Genomic DNA, 15,673 nt, shown 5'->3' with positions numbered 1-15,673 from the left:
GCCCGGCGCCGCCCCCGCCGGCCTCGGCGGCCGGGGCCGGGCTGGAAGGCGTCGCCGCCGGGCTCGGCCTGTCCGCCGCCAAGGCCGCGCCCAAGGCGGCGCTGGCGGCGCTGGTGATCGGCATCGCGGTGGGAGCCCTGCCCCTGCTTGGGGGCCGCAAACGCGACTGAGACCATTGTAGTGTCTTGCCGCATGACCGCCGCTGCGTTTCGTCTATAATCCGCCCCCTGCCTCCGACGGGGGGCTCCGGCTTTCGGGCCGGGGTGGGCGGCAGACGGTATCCCAGAACGACAAAGGTCCAGACATGATCGACAGACGGACGGTGCTGACCGCAGGCGCCATGGCGACGGCTTCGCTGCTGCTGGCGGGGCTGCCCCGCCTGGCTTTTGCGCAGGCCGACGGGGCCGCGGCCTTCATCGACGACATGGCCAAGCGGGCGATCGGCATCCTCCAGGCCGGCGGCGCCTCCACGGCCCAGGGCAAGGCCCAGTTCACCCAGATCCTGAACCAGGGATTCGACCTGCCGACGATCGGCCGCTTCGTGCTCGGCCGCTACTGGAACAGCGCCACCCCCGACCAGAAGCGGGAGTACATGGACCTGTTCGAGCGGATGATCGTCGAGACCTATTCCCGGCGGTTCCAGAACTACCAGGGCGAGACGCTGGTGATAAAGGGCACCCGGGCGGTCGGCAACGACACCCTGGTCGCGACCGAGATCCGGCAGAAGGACGGCCCGCCGATCCAGGTCGACTGGCGGGTGCGCCCGGCCGGCGGCAGCTACAAGGTGGTGGACGTCATCGTCGCCCGGGTCAGCATGAGCGTGACCCAGCGCGACGAGTTCGCGTCGGTGATCGCCCAGAACGGCGGCAACATCGAGGGGCTGCTGCAGGCGATGCGCCAGCGGGCCGGCGGCTGAGCCGGCGATGGCGCTGGCGGATGTCGGCCGCGACGTCACGGACTGGCTGGTGGCCGAAGGCCGGCTGCTGGCCGATCCGGTGGCGCTGGTCGACGGCTTCTGCCGCCGCCTGATCGCCGCCAGCGTGCCGCTGCAGCGGGTGCGGATCGGGCAGAGCATCACCCATCCGCTGCTGACCGCCTGGGGCGTGGTGTGGACCACGGCCCGGGGCGGCGAGGACTTCGTGATCGACCGCAAGGTGCTGCTGACCAGCACCTTCCTCGGCAGCCCGTACGAGGCGGTGCTGGTGAGCCGCCGGCCGCTGCGCCGCGCGCTCACCGCGCTGGGGCCGGGCGACCACACCATCTTCCATGAGCTGGCCGAGGCCGGGGGCACCGACTATCTCGCCGTGCCGATCGTCTACGGCAACGCCACGGTGCAGGTGGCGAGCTTCGTCACCGACCGGCCGAGCGGCTTCACCGGCGACGAGGCGGCGCTGCTGGAGCGGCTGCGCCACCCGCTGGCGGCGGCGATGGAGCCGACCGCCATGCGCCGCTCCGCCGCCAGCCTGCTGCGCACCTATCTGGGCGTCGGCCCGGCCGACCGGGTGGCCGAGGGCGCGATCCGCCGCGGCGACGTCGTCGCGGTCGACGCGGCGATCCTGTTCGTCGACATGCGCGGCTTCACCGCTTTGTCCGAGCGCCTGAGCTCCGCCGCCGTGCTGCAGGTGCTGGACCGCTATTTCGAGACCGTGGCCCAGGCCATCGTCGACCGCGGCGGCGACGTGCTGAAATTCATGGGCGACGGCGTGCTGGCGATCTTCCCGGTCGAGCAGGCCGGCGGCGCCGCGGCGGCCTGCGACGCCGCCGTCAGCGCGGTGCGGGCGATCCGCGAGGGCCTGGCCGCCGGGACCGAGCCCCTGGCCGTGGCCACGGCGCTGCATCTCGGCCCGGTGCTGTACGGCAATATCGGCAGCCCCGACCGGCTGGACTTCACCGTGCTGGGCCCCGCGGTCAACCTGACCAGCCGGCTGGAAGGCCTGGCCAAGCAGCTCGACCGGCCGACCGTGTGCTCCGACACCTTCCGCCAGGCCTGGGCCGGGCCCGCCGAGCCGCTGGGCGCACACCCGATCCGCGGCCTGGCCGAGCCGCAGCCCGTGTTCGCGATCGCGGTGTAGGGGACGGGCGTCCGCCTATCCCACTCCTCGCCGTCATTGCGAGGAGGCGAAGCCGACGAAGCAATCCAGGGGCCGGTGCGCACTGGCCCCTGGATTGCTTCGCTGCGCTCGCAATGACGGTGACAGGAACTGTGAAAAGACCTCAGGCCGCCAGGCCGCGGACCAGCGCCTCGGACAGGCGGCGGGAGAAGGCGGCCGGGTCGGGCAGCGGCTCGCCCTCGATGATCCGGGCCTGGTCCAGGAGCAGGAAGGCGCAATCCTCCAGCGCCGGGTCCTTGGCCGCCGCCCGCTCCACCAGCCGGCGGATCAGCGGGTGGCCGGGATTGACCTCTAGGATGCGCTTCGACGCGCTGTCGACCCGCCGGTGCTGCTTCAGGAGCCGCTCCAGATGCAGGTCGGTGTCGCCCTCGTCGGCGACCAGGCAGACGGCGCTGTCGGTCAGGCGCTGCGAGGCGCGGACATCCTTGACCTGGTCGGCCAGGGCCAGCTTCAGCGCTGCCACCAGCTCGTCCATGCCCTCGCCCGCCTCGGGCTTCGGCGCCTCGGCCGTGGCCTCGACCTTCGACAGGTCGGCGCCGCCGCGGGTGGCCGATTTGAACGGCTTGCCCTGGAACTCGTTGAGCGAGGGCACCGCGAACTCGTCGACCGGGTCGGTCAGCAGCAGCACCTCGATGTCGCGGGCGCGGAAGCCCTCGAGCTGCGGCGAGCGGGCCAGCGCCGCCGCGTCATCGCCGGTGATGTACCAGATCTCGTCCTGGCCCGGCCGCATCCGGCCGACGTACTCCTCCAGGCTGACCAGCCCGTCGCCCTTGGTCGAGCGGAAGCGCAGCAGCGGCAGCAGCGCGTCGCGCTGGTCGCGGTCCTCGTAGATGCCTTCCTTCAGCACCGCGCCGAAGGCGGTCCAGAACGTGCCATAGGCCTCGGCGTCGTCCTTGGCCTTGCGGCCGAGCTCGGACAGGATCTTCTTGGTCACGCCCTGGCGGATCTTGGCCACGGTCGGGTTCGACTGCAGCAGCTCGCGGCTGACGTTGAGCGGCAGGTCCTCGCTGTCGATCACGCCGCGCAGGAAGCGCAGATAGGGCGGGATCAGGCCTTCCGCCGCCTCGGTGACGAACACCCGGCGGACATAGAGCTTGACCCGGTGCTTGCGCTCCGGCTCCCACAAATCGAAGGGCTGGCTGGACGGCACGAACAGCAGCGAGCTGTACTCGATCGCCCCTTCCGCCTTCCAATGCGCCGTCAGCCACGGCTCGTCGAAGGCATGGGCGGCGTGGTGGTAGAACTCCTTGTACTCGTCGGCCGTGATCTCGGATTTCGGCCGGGTCCACAGCGCCGAGGCGCGGTTCAGCGTCTCGCTCTTGCCGTCCTCGCCCGCCAGCACGATCGGGATGGCGATGTGGTCGGAGTGGGTCTTGACGATCTGGCGCAGCCTGAGCGGCGACAGGAACTCGTCCTCGCCCTCCGACAGATGCATGACGATGCGGGTGCCGCGGGCGACGTCGTCGGCCGCGCCGACGGTGAAGGCGCCCTTGCCGTCGGAGACCCAGCGCCAGCCCTGCGCCTCGCCGGCCTTGCGCGAGAACACCTCGACCTCGCGCGATACCATGAAGGCGGAATAGAAGCCGACGCCGAACTGGCCGATCAGCCCGACATCCTTCTTGGCGTCGCCGGACAGCGTCTCGACGAAGGCGCGGGTGCCGGACCGGGCGATGGTGCCGAGATTGCCGACCAGCTCCTCGCGCGCCATGCCGATGCCGTTGTCGGCGATGGTCAGGGTGCGGGCCGCCGGGTCGGCGGACAGGGTGATGCGGTAATCGGCGTCGCCGGCCGACAGCTCGGGCGCCGTGATCGCGGCATAGCGCAGCCGGTCGCAGGCATCGGAGGCGTTCGAGATCAGCTCGCGGAGGAACACCTCCTTCTGGCTGTAGAGCGAATGCGCCACGATATCGAGAAGGCGGCTGACTTCGGCCTGGAAGGTCAGGGTTTCGTCGGTCTTCTGCTGGTCCATCTCGGGGTCCGGTCGGGTCTTCGGTGTCGCCGCCCGATATGGGCAAAGCCGCCGCTGGCCGCAACCCCTGCCGCAGCAGCCCTTGCCTGCGCCGCCCGGGCGGCGGCGCCTTACTTCGGCACCAGCGCCGCCAGGTCGGTGCCGTTGATCAGCGCCCGGCCGGAGGGGTCGACCACGAGGTCGTAGATGCGGGCCGCCATTCCGTCCGCGGCCTTGGCCTCGCGCCCCAGCATCTGGAAGACGGTGATACCGGCGGCGGCGTCCGCGCCGTCGGGCTGGGATTGCAGGAACGTGACGAAGGTGTCGAGGCCCGCGACCTGCAGCTTGCCCTGCGCCGTCACGCCGAAGCGCGCCTGCGGGTCCACCGTGCCGCCGCCGCTGAGGTCGATCGCCCCCTTCGGCGCGGTGATGCTGAAGCTGTCGATCGACAGGCTGGCATTGGACTGCAGCAGCCGGGCGCCGATCCGCTGCATCGCCTTCTCGAAGGCCAGGTCCCCAAGGGGCGGCACCTGCGGGTCGCTGTCCTTCTGCTGGTCGGCGCGGATGGCCCCCTCGACCCCGTCCCAGAACAGCCCCTGGACCGAGCGGCTGGGGACGTCCTTCACCGCGATGTCGATCTTCGCCTGCTGCGGCACCCAGCCGGCGAAGGGCAGGTCGGGGTCGAGCGTCAGGTCGTCCAGCGCCAGGTGCAGGCCGTAGCCGGCCTGGTCGGTGTCCAGCCCGGCATAGGTCTCGCCATAGCCGATGCCGCCGATGGCGAGCGTCACCTCCGGCGACCGCAGGCGCAGGTCGCTGAGCGCGATCTCGGTCTTGTACTGCGACAGCGCCGCGATGGTCGCCTTGGCCCGGGCGAACCAGGGGTCCAGCTCCGCCGCCGGCGGGGTGTCGTCGCCATGCTTGGCCAGCAGCTGCCCGAACCCGTCGATCACCTCGATCAGGCCGGCGACGTCCAGGCCGTCGGCCGCCACCGCATACCGGGCGTTGCCGAGGGTGAACTGCGTGTCCGGCGCGGTCGCGCCGGGGCCCTGGGTCAGGGCGAAGGACACGCCGTCGACATCGAGCGTCAGCGCGCCTCCGGCGGTCGGCTTGCCGGCGGCCGGGGTCAGCGTGCCCGACAGCCGCACCCGGTCGACCGACAGGTTCCCAGGCTCCGCCTTGGTCGGCGCATCCGCGACCTTCAGCCCGCGCAGCTCCAGCGCCATGTCGCTGCCCAGGCCGCGGCCCGGGGCGGCGCGGTCCAGGCCGCTGTAGCCGCCGCCGAGGGTCAGCGACTCGAAGCCGACCGTGGTCTCGTCGCCGCCGCCCTGCAGGTCGGTCAGCGTCAGCTCGGTGCGCGACGCACTGCCGCTCAGCTCCATCACCTGCCGCATCAGCACGTCCAGCTTGCGCTTGGCGTTCGGCGGTTCCGGCGCCTGCGGGTCGCGCCGGGCGGCGTCGAGGGCGAAGGCGATCACCCGCCACACCCGGTCGCGCAGCGCCGCGGCGTCGACATCCTCCAGCGTCCCGCTGTAGCGCAGCCGGCCCAGCGTGACGCCGTCGCCGGCCGCAGGATCGCCGGCCGACAGCCCTTCCGCCTCGACCCGCAGGGCGATGTCCTGCCGCGCCGGGCCGGATCCTTGCGCGCCGGAGCCGCCGGTGCGCGGCGTGGTGGCGCTGGTCAGGCTCAGCCGGTGCACGGCGATCTGGGTCTTGTCGCCCTCGGTCACCGTCAGCCCGTCCGACACGTCGCTGGAGGCGGTCAGCAGCGACGCGGCGAGGTCGACGGTCAGCTCGGCATGGCGGCTGCGGCTGGTGATGGTGATGGGCTGATCCCCGCCCGGCCGGATCTCGCAGCGCAGCGGCGTCTCGCCCGTCAGCCGCCAGACCGATTCCGCGCCGGCCGTGGCGGTGTAGCGGTCGCCGTCGCAGCGGATCCGCACCACCCGCTTGCGGCCGTCGGCATCGTCGTCGCGCAGCGCCAGCGACAGGGCCGGGCCGGTGACGCTGTATCCGGCGCCGGCCGGCTCGGCCGTCCAGCCGCCCTCGAAGATCGGCTCGCCCAGCCCGGGCGTGGCCAGGGTCGGGGTCAGGACCGCCGCGAGCCCCTTCTGCAGGGCGGCCGCCCCCTCCGGCGTCGCCTGCGCCAGGGCGGACCCGGCCAGCCAGAGCGGGACGGTGCCGAGCAGAAGCGGAGCAAAACGACGCATGATCCATCCTTTCCGGCCGGCGGCGATGCCGCCGCCAACATCCTCGAGTCCGCCTAGGGCTGCGATGCGCGCAGCACCGAAGCAGGGTCGACGCCATTCACCCGCAGCACCGGGTCGCCGCCCAGCACGATCTCGTAGTCCCGCGCCATGCCGCCGGCATCGAGGTCGACGGCGCGGCCCAGCGCCTCGACCGCGTCGACCCGGTCGGCCAGCGCCGCCGTCTGCGGCCGCGAGCGCAGGAAGGCGGCCAGCGGCGCCAGCCCGGTCAGGCGCAGCATAGCCCTGCCGTCGACGCCATGGGCCGCCGCTGCATCGGCCCGGACCGAGCCATGCAGGTCGAGCGCGCCGCCCGCCGCCGTGCGCAGCTGCGCGGCCTCGATCTCCAGCCGGCTTCCCGCCTGCCCCAGCAGGCCGGCGAGGCGCGGCAGGACCGCCGGAGTCGAATCCGAGTCGATCGCCTGCAGCAGCGACCGGAAGGGCACGCCGGTCGCCGCCACCGAGAGCGTGACGTCGCGCGGGGCCCAGTCGCCGAGGAACGGCGCCCAGCCTGCCAGCCCCGAGATCGTGACGACCACCCGGCCGCGACCGGAGTCGCCGCCGATCCCCTCCGCGTCGATGTCGACCTTCAGTGTCTCCACGCCGAATGATCCGCCCGGCGCCCCCGGGACCGAGGCGCGGTAGCCTGTATAGGTCGTGCTGGAACGGATACGGTCGCCGTAACTGCCGACCATCTGGGCGAAGGAAAACAACATCTGCGTCGGCGCCTTCGGCGAGGCGGGATCGCGCTGCTGCTCCTCGACCAGATCGATCATGCGCGTCAGGTCCAGATAGCGCCGCACCTCGCCGTCATGGCCGTAGTCGAACAGGTGTCTCTCGCTCTCTACCCGCGATGCGGCAAAGCGCTCGGTGCCGTCTGGGCCGGCGACTCGCATGCCCTCGGTGGTTGACCGCACGACCAGGTCGCGCCGGCCGGGACGGCCGCTGGGCTTGCCCCGGCTGGACATCTCCATCCGGGAGGAGGACGCCAGCGGCGCCGTGCCGTCGCCGGCGGCCGCGATCGTCATCCCTTCCACCGTCGCGGAGGTTTCGGTGAAGGCGCCCTGCGTCAGGTCGACGAGATTGTCCTCGCTGCGCGTCCGGCTGGTGAAGCGGAAGGCGCGACGGCCGCCCTCCATCTCCAGCACGCAATCCCAAGGCGACGCGCTGTGCAGCCGATAGACGCCCTCCGACACCGGGGTGGCGACGCTGCGGTCCGGCTTGCACCGGAAATGCGCGATGGCCGGCGCACCCGCCGCGCCGCCCTTCGTCAGGGTGCCGGCCACGGCTGGCCAAGTCACGCGGTAGCCGGCGCCATCCGGCTCGACCTCCCAGCTGCCCTCCCAACGGGCGTCGCCGTCCCGGCCGGCGGCCTGCAACGGCGCCGTGATCGCGGCCAGGCCCGCCTGCAGCGCCGCCGCGCCCTCCGCCGTCGCCTGCGCCAGGGCCGGGCCGGCGAGCCAGAGCGGGGCGGCCCCGAGAAGGACGGCAAGGCGGCGCACGATGAGATCTTCTCCCCGGAGCCGGCGGCTACTGCTTCGGCGCCAGCGCCGCCAGGTCGGTGCCGTTGACCAGGATCTTGCCGGCATCGTCGACGACGATGTCGTAATCCCGCGCCGGACGGCCGTCATCGGCGGTGGCCTGGCGCCCCATCACCTGCGCCATGGTCAGGCCGGCCGCCGCCTGGGCGCCGTCCGGCTGGCTCTGGATGAACTTGATCAGCCCGTCGAGATTGGTGAAGCGCAGGTCGAGATCGGCGTTCACACCATGCGCCGCCGCGTCCTTGCCCTGGACCGAGCCCTTCAGGTCGATCGCCGCCTGCGGCGCCGCGATGTGGAAGCTGGTGACGTCGAGCCGGCTGCCGGCCTTGCGCAGGACGCCGCCGAGCTCCATCATCGCCTGGGCCATCGCCTGCTGGGCCTTGGCCGGGTCCGCGGCCTGGCCGGCCGAGGCCTCCATCACCCCCATATAGGCGGTGCCGACCTCAGCCCAGGGAATGGCGCTGCCGTTCAGGCGGATGGTCGCGTCGGTCGGGATCCATTCGGCGAAGGGCGGCTTCGGGGCGATCGCCAGCCCGGCCATCTCCATCTCGATCACCCCGGTGCCGCTGCCCGGCGTGGCCGCGCCGGCATAGCCCTCGACGATGCGCGTCCGGTCCAGCGTCACCTGCACGTCCGGCGCCTTCACCCGCAGGTCGGTCATCGTCGCGCCGAACTGGCCGCCGTCGCCATAGGCCGCCATCATCTCCTTGAACGGGCCCATGATCCTCTTCATCACCTCGCCCTGCACCGCGGCCGCCTGCTTCGGATCGGCCGCGGTGCCGGAATCGGCGAGCGATTCGAACATCTCGACATAGACGTCGATCACCTGGCCGTAGGACGACATGACCTGGTGCACGTTCATGCCGTCCATGGTGCCGTCATAGGCGGCATGGCCCATGCTGAACCGCTCGACCCCGGTCTCGTCCAGGGCGCTGATGCCGCTGGCCTCCATCTTGAAGGCGACGTCGTGCCGGTCGGGGGCGGTCGCCGGGCGCAGCTGGCTGCTGGCGGACAGGGTGTCGACCGTGACCTTCCCCTGCTTCCCGTCCTGGGTGCCGGAGAGGCCGTCGAGCCGCCATTCCGCCTCGGTGAACAGCTTCTGCTGCAGGTCGACCGTGAAATGGGCCTGCAGCGCCCGGCTGGTCAGGGTGATCTTGCTCTCCCCCTCCGGCGTGGCGACGCAGTTCACCGGCTCGCTGCTCTCCAGCCGCCAGGTGGCGGCGCCGGTCGAGGCGGCGCTGTAGGTCTGGGCGTCGCAATGCAGCGCCACCGCCTTCGACGCCGCCTCCTTGCCCTTCAGCGTCAGGTCGATGCCGGGGAACACGACCGAGTAGCCGGCGCCCGCCGGCTCGACCGTGACCGGACCGGTGAACAGCGGCTGCTGCTGCACCCGGATGTCCAGGATCGGCTTCAGCATGTCGTTCAGCCCGTCGCGCAGCCCCGCCGCGCCGTCGGGCGTCGACTGCGCCCAGGCGCCGCCGGCGAGACAGAGCGGGACGGCGCCCGCCAGGATGCAGATCGACCGTCTCATCTTTGCCTCCCGCAATGCGATATCGTGGCCGTCGGCTCAGCGCATGCCGAGCAGCGGCTTGAGGTCGGTGCCGTTGAGAAGGATGTCGCCCTTCTCGCTGATCTCGAGCTTGTAGGTGCGGGCCGGCTGGCCGTCGACCGTCTCCTCCGCACCCATGGTCTGCAGCACGGTCAGGCCCTGCACCATCTCCACCCCGTCCGGCACGGCCTTCGCCGCCTCCAGCGCCTTGTCCAGCCCGGTGACCACCAGCCGGGCGTCGCCGGTCATCATCAGCGGCGCCTTCGGGTTCGGCCGCATCGTGCCGGTCAGGTCGATGCTGGTCAGCGGCGACGACGCCTTGAACGAGCGGATCTCCAGCGCGCCGTTGCCGTTCATCACCGCCTGCTGCAGCTGGGCGGCCGCGATCTCCGCCGCCTGGTCGGGGCCGAGCGTGGCCGAGCTGTCGAGCATGCCGGTCAGGGCCTGGAGCAGCGCCTGGTTCGGCAGGTTGGTCAGCGCCAGGTCCACCGTGGCGGTGTGCGGGATGAACTGGCCGAACTCCGGCAGCGGGTCGATGCCGAGCTGGGCGAGGTCGAGATTGATCCGGAAGGTCGAGGCGTCCTGCGCCAGGCCGGCGATGCCGACGCCGAAGCCGGCCGAGGCCAGCGTCACCTTGTCGACCCCGTCGCCGGCGCCGGGCGTGACCTCGACGCCCTTCACCCCGTAGCTGAAGCCGAAATCGTTGAACAGCTTCGGCGTGCCCTGGAACACGCGGCCGAGCTCGGCCAGGAACTCCTTCGGCATCTCGCCGCCGGGCTCGGCCGGGTAGCGCTTCTGCAGGTCGGTCAGCTTGTCGCTGAAGCCGCGCAGCGCCGCCATGTTCGCCGCCGCCGCCTTGCCCTCGACCGTGGCGCCGTCGAGATGCAGCAGCTGGGCCCCGGTCTCGTCGATGAAGGAGAGGCCGGAGAAGCCCACCGTGCCGGTGCTGTCATAGGTGTCCGGGCCGACCGCGGTGCTGTCGCCGGCCAGCGTGATCTCGTCGATCTTCAGCGCGCCCTTGGCCTCGGCCGGGTTCAGCGAATGGGCGGTGATCTGGCCCAGCTTGCCGTCCAGCGACATCACGGCGTGGTATTGCGGGGCGAACACGCCGCGCAGCGCCTGGGTGCCGATCGTCAGCTCGGCGCCCTTGTCGCCGCCCTTGGCCGGGGTGATCCGGTAGGTGGTGGGGATGGTCGCGACCGTGTCCAGCCAGCCATTCTCCAGCGGCGTCATCACCAGCTCGACCGGGTCGAGCGCCAGGGTGGACGGGTTGTCGCCATCCGCGAACACGACCTCGGACCGCGGGATCACCGCCTTGTAGGACTTGCCCTGCGGCTCGACCGTGATCGGGCCCTGGAAGTTGACCACCACCGACTTGTCGGCGGTCGCCAGGTGGGTGGCGATCCAGTCCTTGAGGCCCAGCCGGATCTTGTCGGCGCCCTCCGCCGTCGCCTGCGCCTGGGCGGCGGCCGGCAGGAGGATCCAGGCGGCGACGCCGGCTGCGAGCAGGGAAAGCGGACGCATCTCAATTCTCCGTCGAGTCGAGCAGGGCCCGACCAATATCGTTCGCGACCAATGGGCCGCCCGCGCAGCCCGCGGGGCGGCAGTCTTGCATTAGCACCCGCCAGCGTTCAATTGTCGGGTATGGACCTCGCAGGTGATCGCACGCGCCTCACGGCCGTGCTCGGCCCGACCAACACCGGAAAGACCCATCTCGCCATCGAACGCATGCTCGGCCATGCGAGCGGCATGATCGGCTTCCCGCTGCGGCTGCTCGCCCGTGAGAACTACGACCGGATCGTGGCGATCAAGGGACGGGCGCATGTCGCTTTGGTGACGGGGGAGGAGAAGATCGTCCCGCCCGGCGCTCGCTGGTTCCTGTGCACGGTCGAGAGCATGCCGCTGGACCGGCCGGTCGCCTTCGTCGGCATCGACGAGATCCAGCTCTGCGCCGATCCGGAGCGCGGCCACGTCTTCACCGACCGGCTGCTGCACGCCCGCGGCCATGCCGAGACCATGGTGATGGGGTCGGAGACGATCCGCCCGCTGATCCGCAAGCTGGTGCCGGAGGCGGAGTTCGTGACCCGGCCGCGCTTCTCGGAGCTGACCCACACCGGCAAGCGCAAGCTGACCCGGCTGCCGCCGCGCAGCGCCATCGTCGTGTTCTCGGCCAACGACGTCTACGAGATCGCCGAGCTGATGCGCCGCACCCGCGGCGGCACCGCGGTGGTGCTGGGCGCGCTGTCGCCCCGCACCCGCAACGCCCAGGTCGGCCTGTACCAGTCGGGCGAGGTCGACTACCTGGTGGCGACCGACGCCATCGGCATGGGGCTGAACATGGACATCGACCATGTCGCCTTCGCCCGGCTGACCAAGTTCGACGGCCGCTTCCCGCGCCGGCTGCGCGCCACCGAGATCGCCCAGATCGCCGGCCGCGCCGGGCGGCACATGGCCAACGGCACCTTCGGCACCACCGACGAGGCCGGGACGCTGGATGAGGAGCTGGTCGAGCGGGTGGAGAACCACCGCTTCGACCCGCTGCAGTCGGTGATGTGGCGCAACAACGACCTGGATTTCCGCAGCCCGCTCGGCCTGCTGCGCAGCCTGGAGCGGCGGCCGACGCGGCCGGAGCTACGGCGCATGGCCGAGGCCGACGACCAGCTGTCGCTGGGCCTCCTGATGCGCGACGAGGAGCTGGTCGGCCGCGCCCGCAACCCGGCGGCGGTGCGCCTGCTGTGGGAGGTGTGCCAGATCCCGGATTTCCGCAAGGTGCTGTCCGACGCCCATATCCGGATGCAGGGCCAGATCTTCCGCCAGCTGACCACCGGCCTGGCCGGGCGGCTGGACACCGACTGGGTGGCCGAGCAGGTCGAGAAGCTGGACCGCACCGAGGGCGACATCGACGCGCTGGTGGCCCGCATCGCCCATGTCCGGACCTGGACCTACATCGCCCATCGCGGCGCCTGGATCGCCGATCCGGGCCATTGGCAGGAGCGCACCCGCGCGGTCGAGGACCGGCTGTCCGACGCGCTGCATGAGCGGCTGACCCAGCGCTTCGTCGACCGGCGCACCGCCCTGCTGGTGCGCACCATGAAGGCCGGCGGCGAGCTGCTGGCCGCGGTCAACGCCAAGGGCGAGGTGCTGGTCGAAGGCGAGCATGTCGGCAGCATCGAGGCCTTCTCCTTCTATCCCGACGCCACGATCGAGGATGACGACCTCAAGGCGATCCTCAGCGCCGCACGGCGGGCGCTGAAGGACGAGGTCGCCGGCCGCATCGGCAAGCTGGAGGCGGCGCCGGACGAGGATTTGGCCCTGGCCGCCGACGGCGTCATCTCCTGGCGCGGCACCGGCATCGGCCGGATCGCCGCCGGCCCGTCGCCTTTGGCCCCGGCGGTGCGGGTGCGCGACACCGACCTGCTGGACGGCGCCGGTCGCGACCGGGTGGCGGCGCGGTTGACCCGCTTCCTGGCCGACCATGTGGCGCGCGAGCTTCAACCTCTTTTGCGACTGCGCGATGCCGCCATCAGCGGCGCCGCGCGCGGCATCGCCTTCCAGCTGGTCGAGGGGCTGGGGCTGCTGCCGCGGCCGGCGCTGGACGGGCTGATCCACGCCTTGACCGCCGCCGACCGCCGACAGCTGTCCGGCTTCGGCGTGCGATTCGGCCCCGGCCACGTCTATCTGGCGCCAATGCTGAAGCCGCGGCCGACGGGCCTGCGGGTGCTGCTGGGCGCGGTCGCCGCCGGCCGGCCGCTGCCGGCCGCCCTGCCCGCCCCCGGCCGGATCTCGGTCGCCGTCGAGGAGGGCGAGGACGCCGCGGCGCTGGACCTGGCCGGCTTCGCCCTGTTCGGCCCGCGCCGCATCCGCCTCGACCGCATCGACGCGCTGCGCGACGCCGCCGAGTCGCGCCGCCGCCAGGGCGGGCTGACCGCCGATCCGGCGCTGGCGCCGATCGTCGGCTGCACCGTCGCCGAAATCCCGGCTATCCTGCTGGCGGCCGGGTATCGGCCGACCCAGGACGATGAGGGACGCGTGACCTATGTTCCGGTGAAGGCCCGGCGGCCGCAGGCGCCGCGCCAGCCCGCCGCCAGCGCCGACAGCCCCTTCGCCAAGCTGGCCGAGCTGCGCCGCACCAATGGCTGAGCGGGGGGCCGAGCGCGAGGAGACCGAGCGGCCGCGGCTGGACAAGTGGCTGTGGCAGGCGCGCTTCTTCAAGACCCGCAGCCTGGCGGCCAAGGTCTGCGCCGCCGGCGGCATCCGCATCGACGGCGTGCCGACCCAGAAGGCGCATGCGGCAATCCGCCCCGGCATGGTGCTGACCTTCGTGCAGGGCCGGCACATCCGGGTGATCGAGATCGTCGCTTTGGGCGAGCGGCGCGGCCCGGCCAGCGAGGCGCAGGGGCTGTACCGCGACCTGCAGCCGCCGACGCCGGAGGCGGCGCTGCCCCCCTCCGGCGGGCCCCGGCCGACCGGGCGGGACCGCCGGTCCCTTCCGCCGAAGGGCAACAGCGACTAAATCAGCGCCATGCTGAACCATATTCTCGACTGGGCCCGTGGTGATGCCCGCCCGGTTGCCGACGACACCACGCTGCGCCGCGCCGTCGCCGCGCTGCTGATGGAAGCCGCCCGGGTCGACGATTCGCTGGACGAGCCGGAGAGCGAGCGCATCCAGACCCTTCTGGCCTGGCGCTTCCGCCTCGGCCCGTTCGAGGCGGCGCAGCTGGGCGCCGAGGCCGAGCGGGCCAGCGACGGCGCCGTGTCCTGGCATGCCCTGACCCACACCATCCGCGAGCATTGCGACGAGCCCGCGCGCATCCGCATTGTGGAAATGCTGTGGGATGTGATCCTCGCGGATGGTAATATCGACGACCTCGAAGCCAATCTGATGCGGCGAGTCGCGGCGCTTCTATTCGTCTCGGATGCGGATAGCGGCGCTGCCCGTCGTCGTGTGCTTGCCCGCAATGGCGCCACGGCGGCCGCCAATGGAGAGCCGGAGTAACGTAAGTATGGCCTATGTGGTTGGTGAAGCTTGCATCAAGTGCAAGTACACGGATTGCGTCGAAGTGTGCCCCGTGGATTGCTTCTACGAGGGCGAGAACATGCTGGTCATCCATCCGGACGAGTGTATCGACTGCGGCGTCTGTGAGCCGGAGTGCCCGGCGGAGGCGATCAAGCCCGACACCGAGGCCGAGGCGGCGGAAAAGTGGGGCGAGCTGAACCGCGAATATTCCGGGATCTGGCCGAACATCACCCGCAAGAAGGACGCGCCCGCCGACGCCGACTCCTGGAAGGAGGTCGGGAACAAATATCCCGAGCATTTCAGCGCGAATCCGGGCGAAGGCAATTGACGATTCGCCGAGTCCGCCGGCCTGCATTGCAAAAAAAGCGTCATGTCGGAGCGGACTCGGCCTTCATATCGGGTGCGCAACGTATTATAATCTTCGTCCATTCCCGGTGCTGACGACCAGTTCCGACCCATTGCCATACGGGCCGGAGTCGATTTCTGCGTCTTTGTTTCGGTGCGGATGTCGAAGACGGTCAGCGGCGCGACGAAGCGTGGGGCGGAGGCTATTTTCGGCCACCGCCGCTGGGTCCGACCACAGAGGGTGACTCCATTGGCAGACATGGCTCAGGAACTTGAGTACGACGTCGGCGACTACGTTGTGTACCCGGCGCATGGCGTCGGCCGCATCGAGGCGCTCGAGACGCACAGCATCAGCGGCATGACCGTGCAGCTGTATGCCATCAGCTTCGAGAAGGAGCGGATGACGCTCAAGGTTCCTGTCGGCAAGGCCAAGAAGTCGGGCCTGCGCAAGCTGTCGTCGAAGGACCGGATCAAGACCGCGCTGGAGACCCTGACCGGCCGCAGCCGCGTGCGCCGGACGATGTGGAGCCGCCGCGCCCAGGAATACGAGGCCAAGATCAATTCCGGCGACCCGGTGTCGATCGCCGAGGTCGTGCGCGACCTGCACCGCGCCACCGACCAGCCGGAGCAGTCCTACAGCGAGCGCCAGATCTACCAGGCGGCGCTGGAGCGCCTGGCGCGCGAGCTGGCCGCGGTCGAGCGGATCGACGAGGTCAAGGCGACCCAGAAGCTGGAGCAGGTGCTGAAGAAGGCGGCCTGAGCCCGCTGTTCTCGCAGACCGGCTTGGCCTCAAGCAGCGCGAAGCGCGATAGGCCACTCAAGACTGAAAGAGGCGGCCTCCGGGCCGCCTTTTCCATGTCTCTGTGCTCTATCCGAAGAATCGTCATTGCGAGCGCAGCGAAGCAATCCAGGGGCCGGT

The 15,673-nt window shown here is 71.2% G+C and carries 12 protein-coding genes; 7 read left to right on the top strand and 5 right to left on the bottom strand.

The genetic code is table 11. The features are described 5' to 3' along the window. Positions 1-304: 304 nt before the first annotated feature. Positions 305-916, top strand: coding sequence for an MlaC/ttg2D family ABC transporter substrate-binding protein (locus tag BWR60_RS15225; protein WP_230983063.1), 612 nt, complete (start codon positions 305-307; stop codon positions 914-916). 7 nt (positions 917-923) lie between these two features. Continuing rightward, entirely contained in the window at positions 924-2,072 is a 1,149-nt protein-coding gene (locus tag BWR60_RS15220) for an adenylate/guanylate cyclase domain-containing protein (RefSeq protein WP_088151870.1), read from the top strand. A gap of 142 nt (positions 2,073-2,214) precedes the next feature. Here BWR60_RS15220 and htpG read toward each other — a convergent pair whose 3' ends face one another. From htpG to BWR60_RS15195, 5 genes are all read right to left on the bottom strand, one after another. After that, entirely contained in the window at positions 2,215-4,080 is a 1,866-nt protein-coding gene (gene htpG, locus BWR60_RS15215; protein ID WP_088151869.1) for a molecular chaperone HtpG, read from the bottom strand. A gap of 110 nt (positions 4,081-4,190) precedes the next feature. Next, positions 4,191-6,266 (bottom strand): hypothetical protein, encoded by a 2,076-nt coding sequence (locus BWR60_RS15210; protein ID WP_088151868.1) that lies wholly within the window; start codon positions 6,264-6,266, stop codon positions 4,191-4,193. Between the two features lie 53 nt (positions 6,267-6,319). Further along, positions 6,320-7,804: a hypothetical protein gene (locus tag BWR60_RS37065; protein ID WP_088151867.1), complete on the bottom strand. Its 1,485-nt coding sequence runs from the start codon at positions 7,802-7,804 to the stop codon at positions 6,320-6,322. 28 nt (positions 7,805-7,832) lie between these two features. Continuing rightward, positions 7,833-9,374, bottom strand: coding sequence for a hypothetical protein (locus tag BWR60_RS15200; RefSeq protein ID WP_088151866.1), 1,542 nt, complete (start codon positions 9,372-9,374; stop codon positions 7,833-7,835). A 36-nt stretch (positions 9,375-9,410) separates the two neighbouring features. Next, positions 9,411-10,916, bottom strand: a complete 1,506-nt coding sequence (locus BWR60_RS15195) for a hypothetical protein (protein WP_088151865.1) — start codon at positions 10,914-10,916, stop codon at positions 9,411-9,413. Positions 10,917-11,072: 156 nt separating this feature from the next. On the opposite strand from BWR60_RS15195, the gene BWR60_RS15190 reads away from it, so the two are divergent. The 5 genes from BWR60_RS15190 (at position 11,073) to BWR60_RS15170 (ending at position 15,514) form a co-directional block, all read left to right on the top strand. Continuing rightward, a complete protein-coding gene (locus BWR60_RS15190) occupies positions 11,073-13,532 on the top strand; it encodes a helicase-related protein (protein ID WP_343216404.1) in 2,460 nt (819 codons plus the stop codon). Then, a complete protein-coding gene (locus BWR60_RS15185) occupies positions 13,525-13,905 on the top strand; it encodes an RNA-binding S4 domain-containing protein (RefSeq protein ID WP_088151863.1) in 381 nt (126 codons plus the stop codon). The genes BWR60_RS15190 and BWR60_RS15185 overlap by 8 nt, the downstream gene beginning before the upstream one ends. 9 nt (positions 13,906-13,914) lie before the next feature. Next, entirely contained in the window at positions 13,915-14,388 is a 474-nt protein-coding gene (locus tag BWR60_RS15180; protein ID WP_088151862.1) for a TerB family tellurite resistance protein, read from the top strand. 7 nt (positions 14,389-14,395) lie between these two features. Next, a complete protein-coding gene (gene fdxA, locus BWR60_RS15175) occupies positions 14,396-14,737 on the top strand; it encodes a ferredoxin FdxA (protein ID WP_088151861.1) in 342 nt (113 codons plus the stop codon). Between the two features lie 276 nt (positions 14,738-15,013). Continuing rightward, positions 15,014-15,514 carry a CarD family transcriptional regulator gene (locus BWR60_RS15170; RefSeq protein ID WP_034845694.1) on the top strand — a complete coding sequence of 167 codons (501 nt, stop codon included), beginning with the start codon at positions 15,014-15,016 and terminating at the stop codon, positions 15,512-15,514. Positions 15,515-15,673: the final 159 nt, after the last annotated feature.

This window comes from Inquilinus limosus, from assembly GCF_002195995.1.
In the GTDB taxonomy this organism is placed as follows: domain Bacteria; phylum Pseudomonadota; class Alphaproteobacteria; order DSM-16000; family Inquilinaceae; genus Inquilinus; species Inquilinus limosus_C.
The sequence above is the reverse complement of the archived record's forward strand: the minus strand, read 5'-3'. Positions and strand labels throughout refer to the sequence as shown.

What these genes read in the sequence shown, in the direction of transcription:
- BWR60_RS15225 (WP_230983063.1), top strand. Translation starts at nt 305, where the DNA reads ATGATCGACAGACGGACGGTGCTGACCGCAGGCGCCATGGCGACGGCT.
- BWR60_RS15220 (WP_088151870.1), top strand. Translation starts at nt 924, where the DNA reads ATGGCGCTGGCGGATGTCGGCCGCGACGTCACGGACTGGCTGGTGGCC.
- htpG (WP_088151869.1), bottom strand. Translation starts at nt 4,080, where the DNA reads ATGGACCAGCAGAAGACCGACGAAACCCTGACCTTCCAGGCCGAAGTC.
- BWR60_RS15210 (WP_088151868.1), bottom strand. Translation starts at nt 6,266, where the DNA reads ATGCGTCGTTTTGCTCCGCTTCTGCTCGGCACCGTCCCGCTCTGGCTG.
- BWR60_RS15200 (WP_088151866.1), bottom strand. Translation starts at nt 9,374, where the DNA reads ATGAGACGGTCGATCTGCATCCTGGCGGGCGCCGTCCCGCTCTGTCTC.
- BWR60_RS15195 (WP_088151865.1), bottom strand. Translation starts at nt 10,916, where the DNA reads ATGCGTCCGCTTTCCCTGCTCGCAGCCGGCGTCGCCGCCTGGATCCTC.
- BWR60_RS15185 (WP_088151863.1), top strand. Translation starts at nt 13,525, where the DNA reads ATGGCTGAGCGGGGGGCCGAGCGCGAGGAGACCGAGCGGCCGCGGCTG.
- BWR60_RS15180 (WP_088151862.1), top strand. Translation starts at nt 13,915, where the DNA reads ATGCTGAACCATATTCTCGACTGGGCCCGTGGTGATGCCCGCCCGGTT.
- fdxA (WP_088151861.1), top strand. Translation starts at nt 14,396, where the DNA reads ATGGCCTATGTGGTTGGTGAAGCTTGCATCAAGTGCAAGTACACGGAT.
- BWR60_RS15170 (WP_034845694.1), top strand. Translation starts at nt 15,014, where the DNA reads ATGGCTCAGGAACTTGAGTACGACGTCGGCGACTACGTTGTGTACCCG.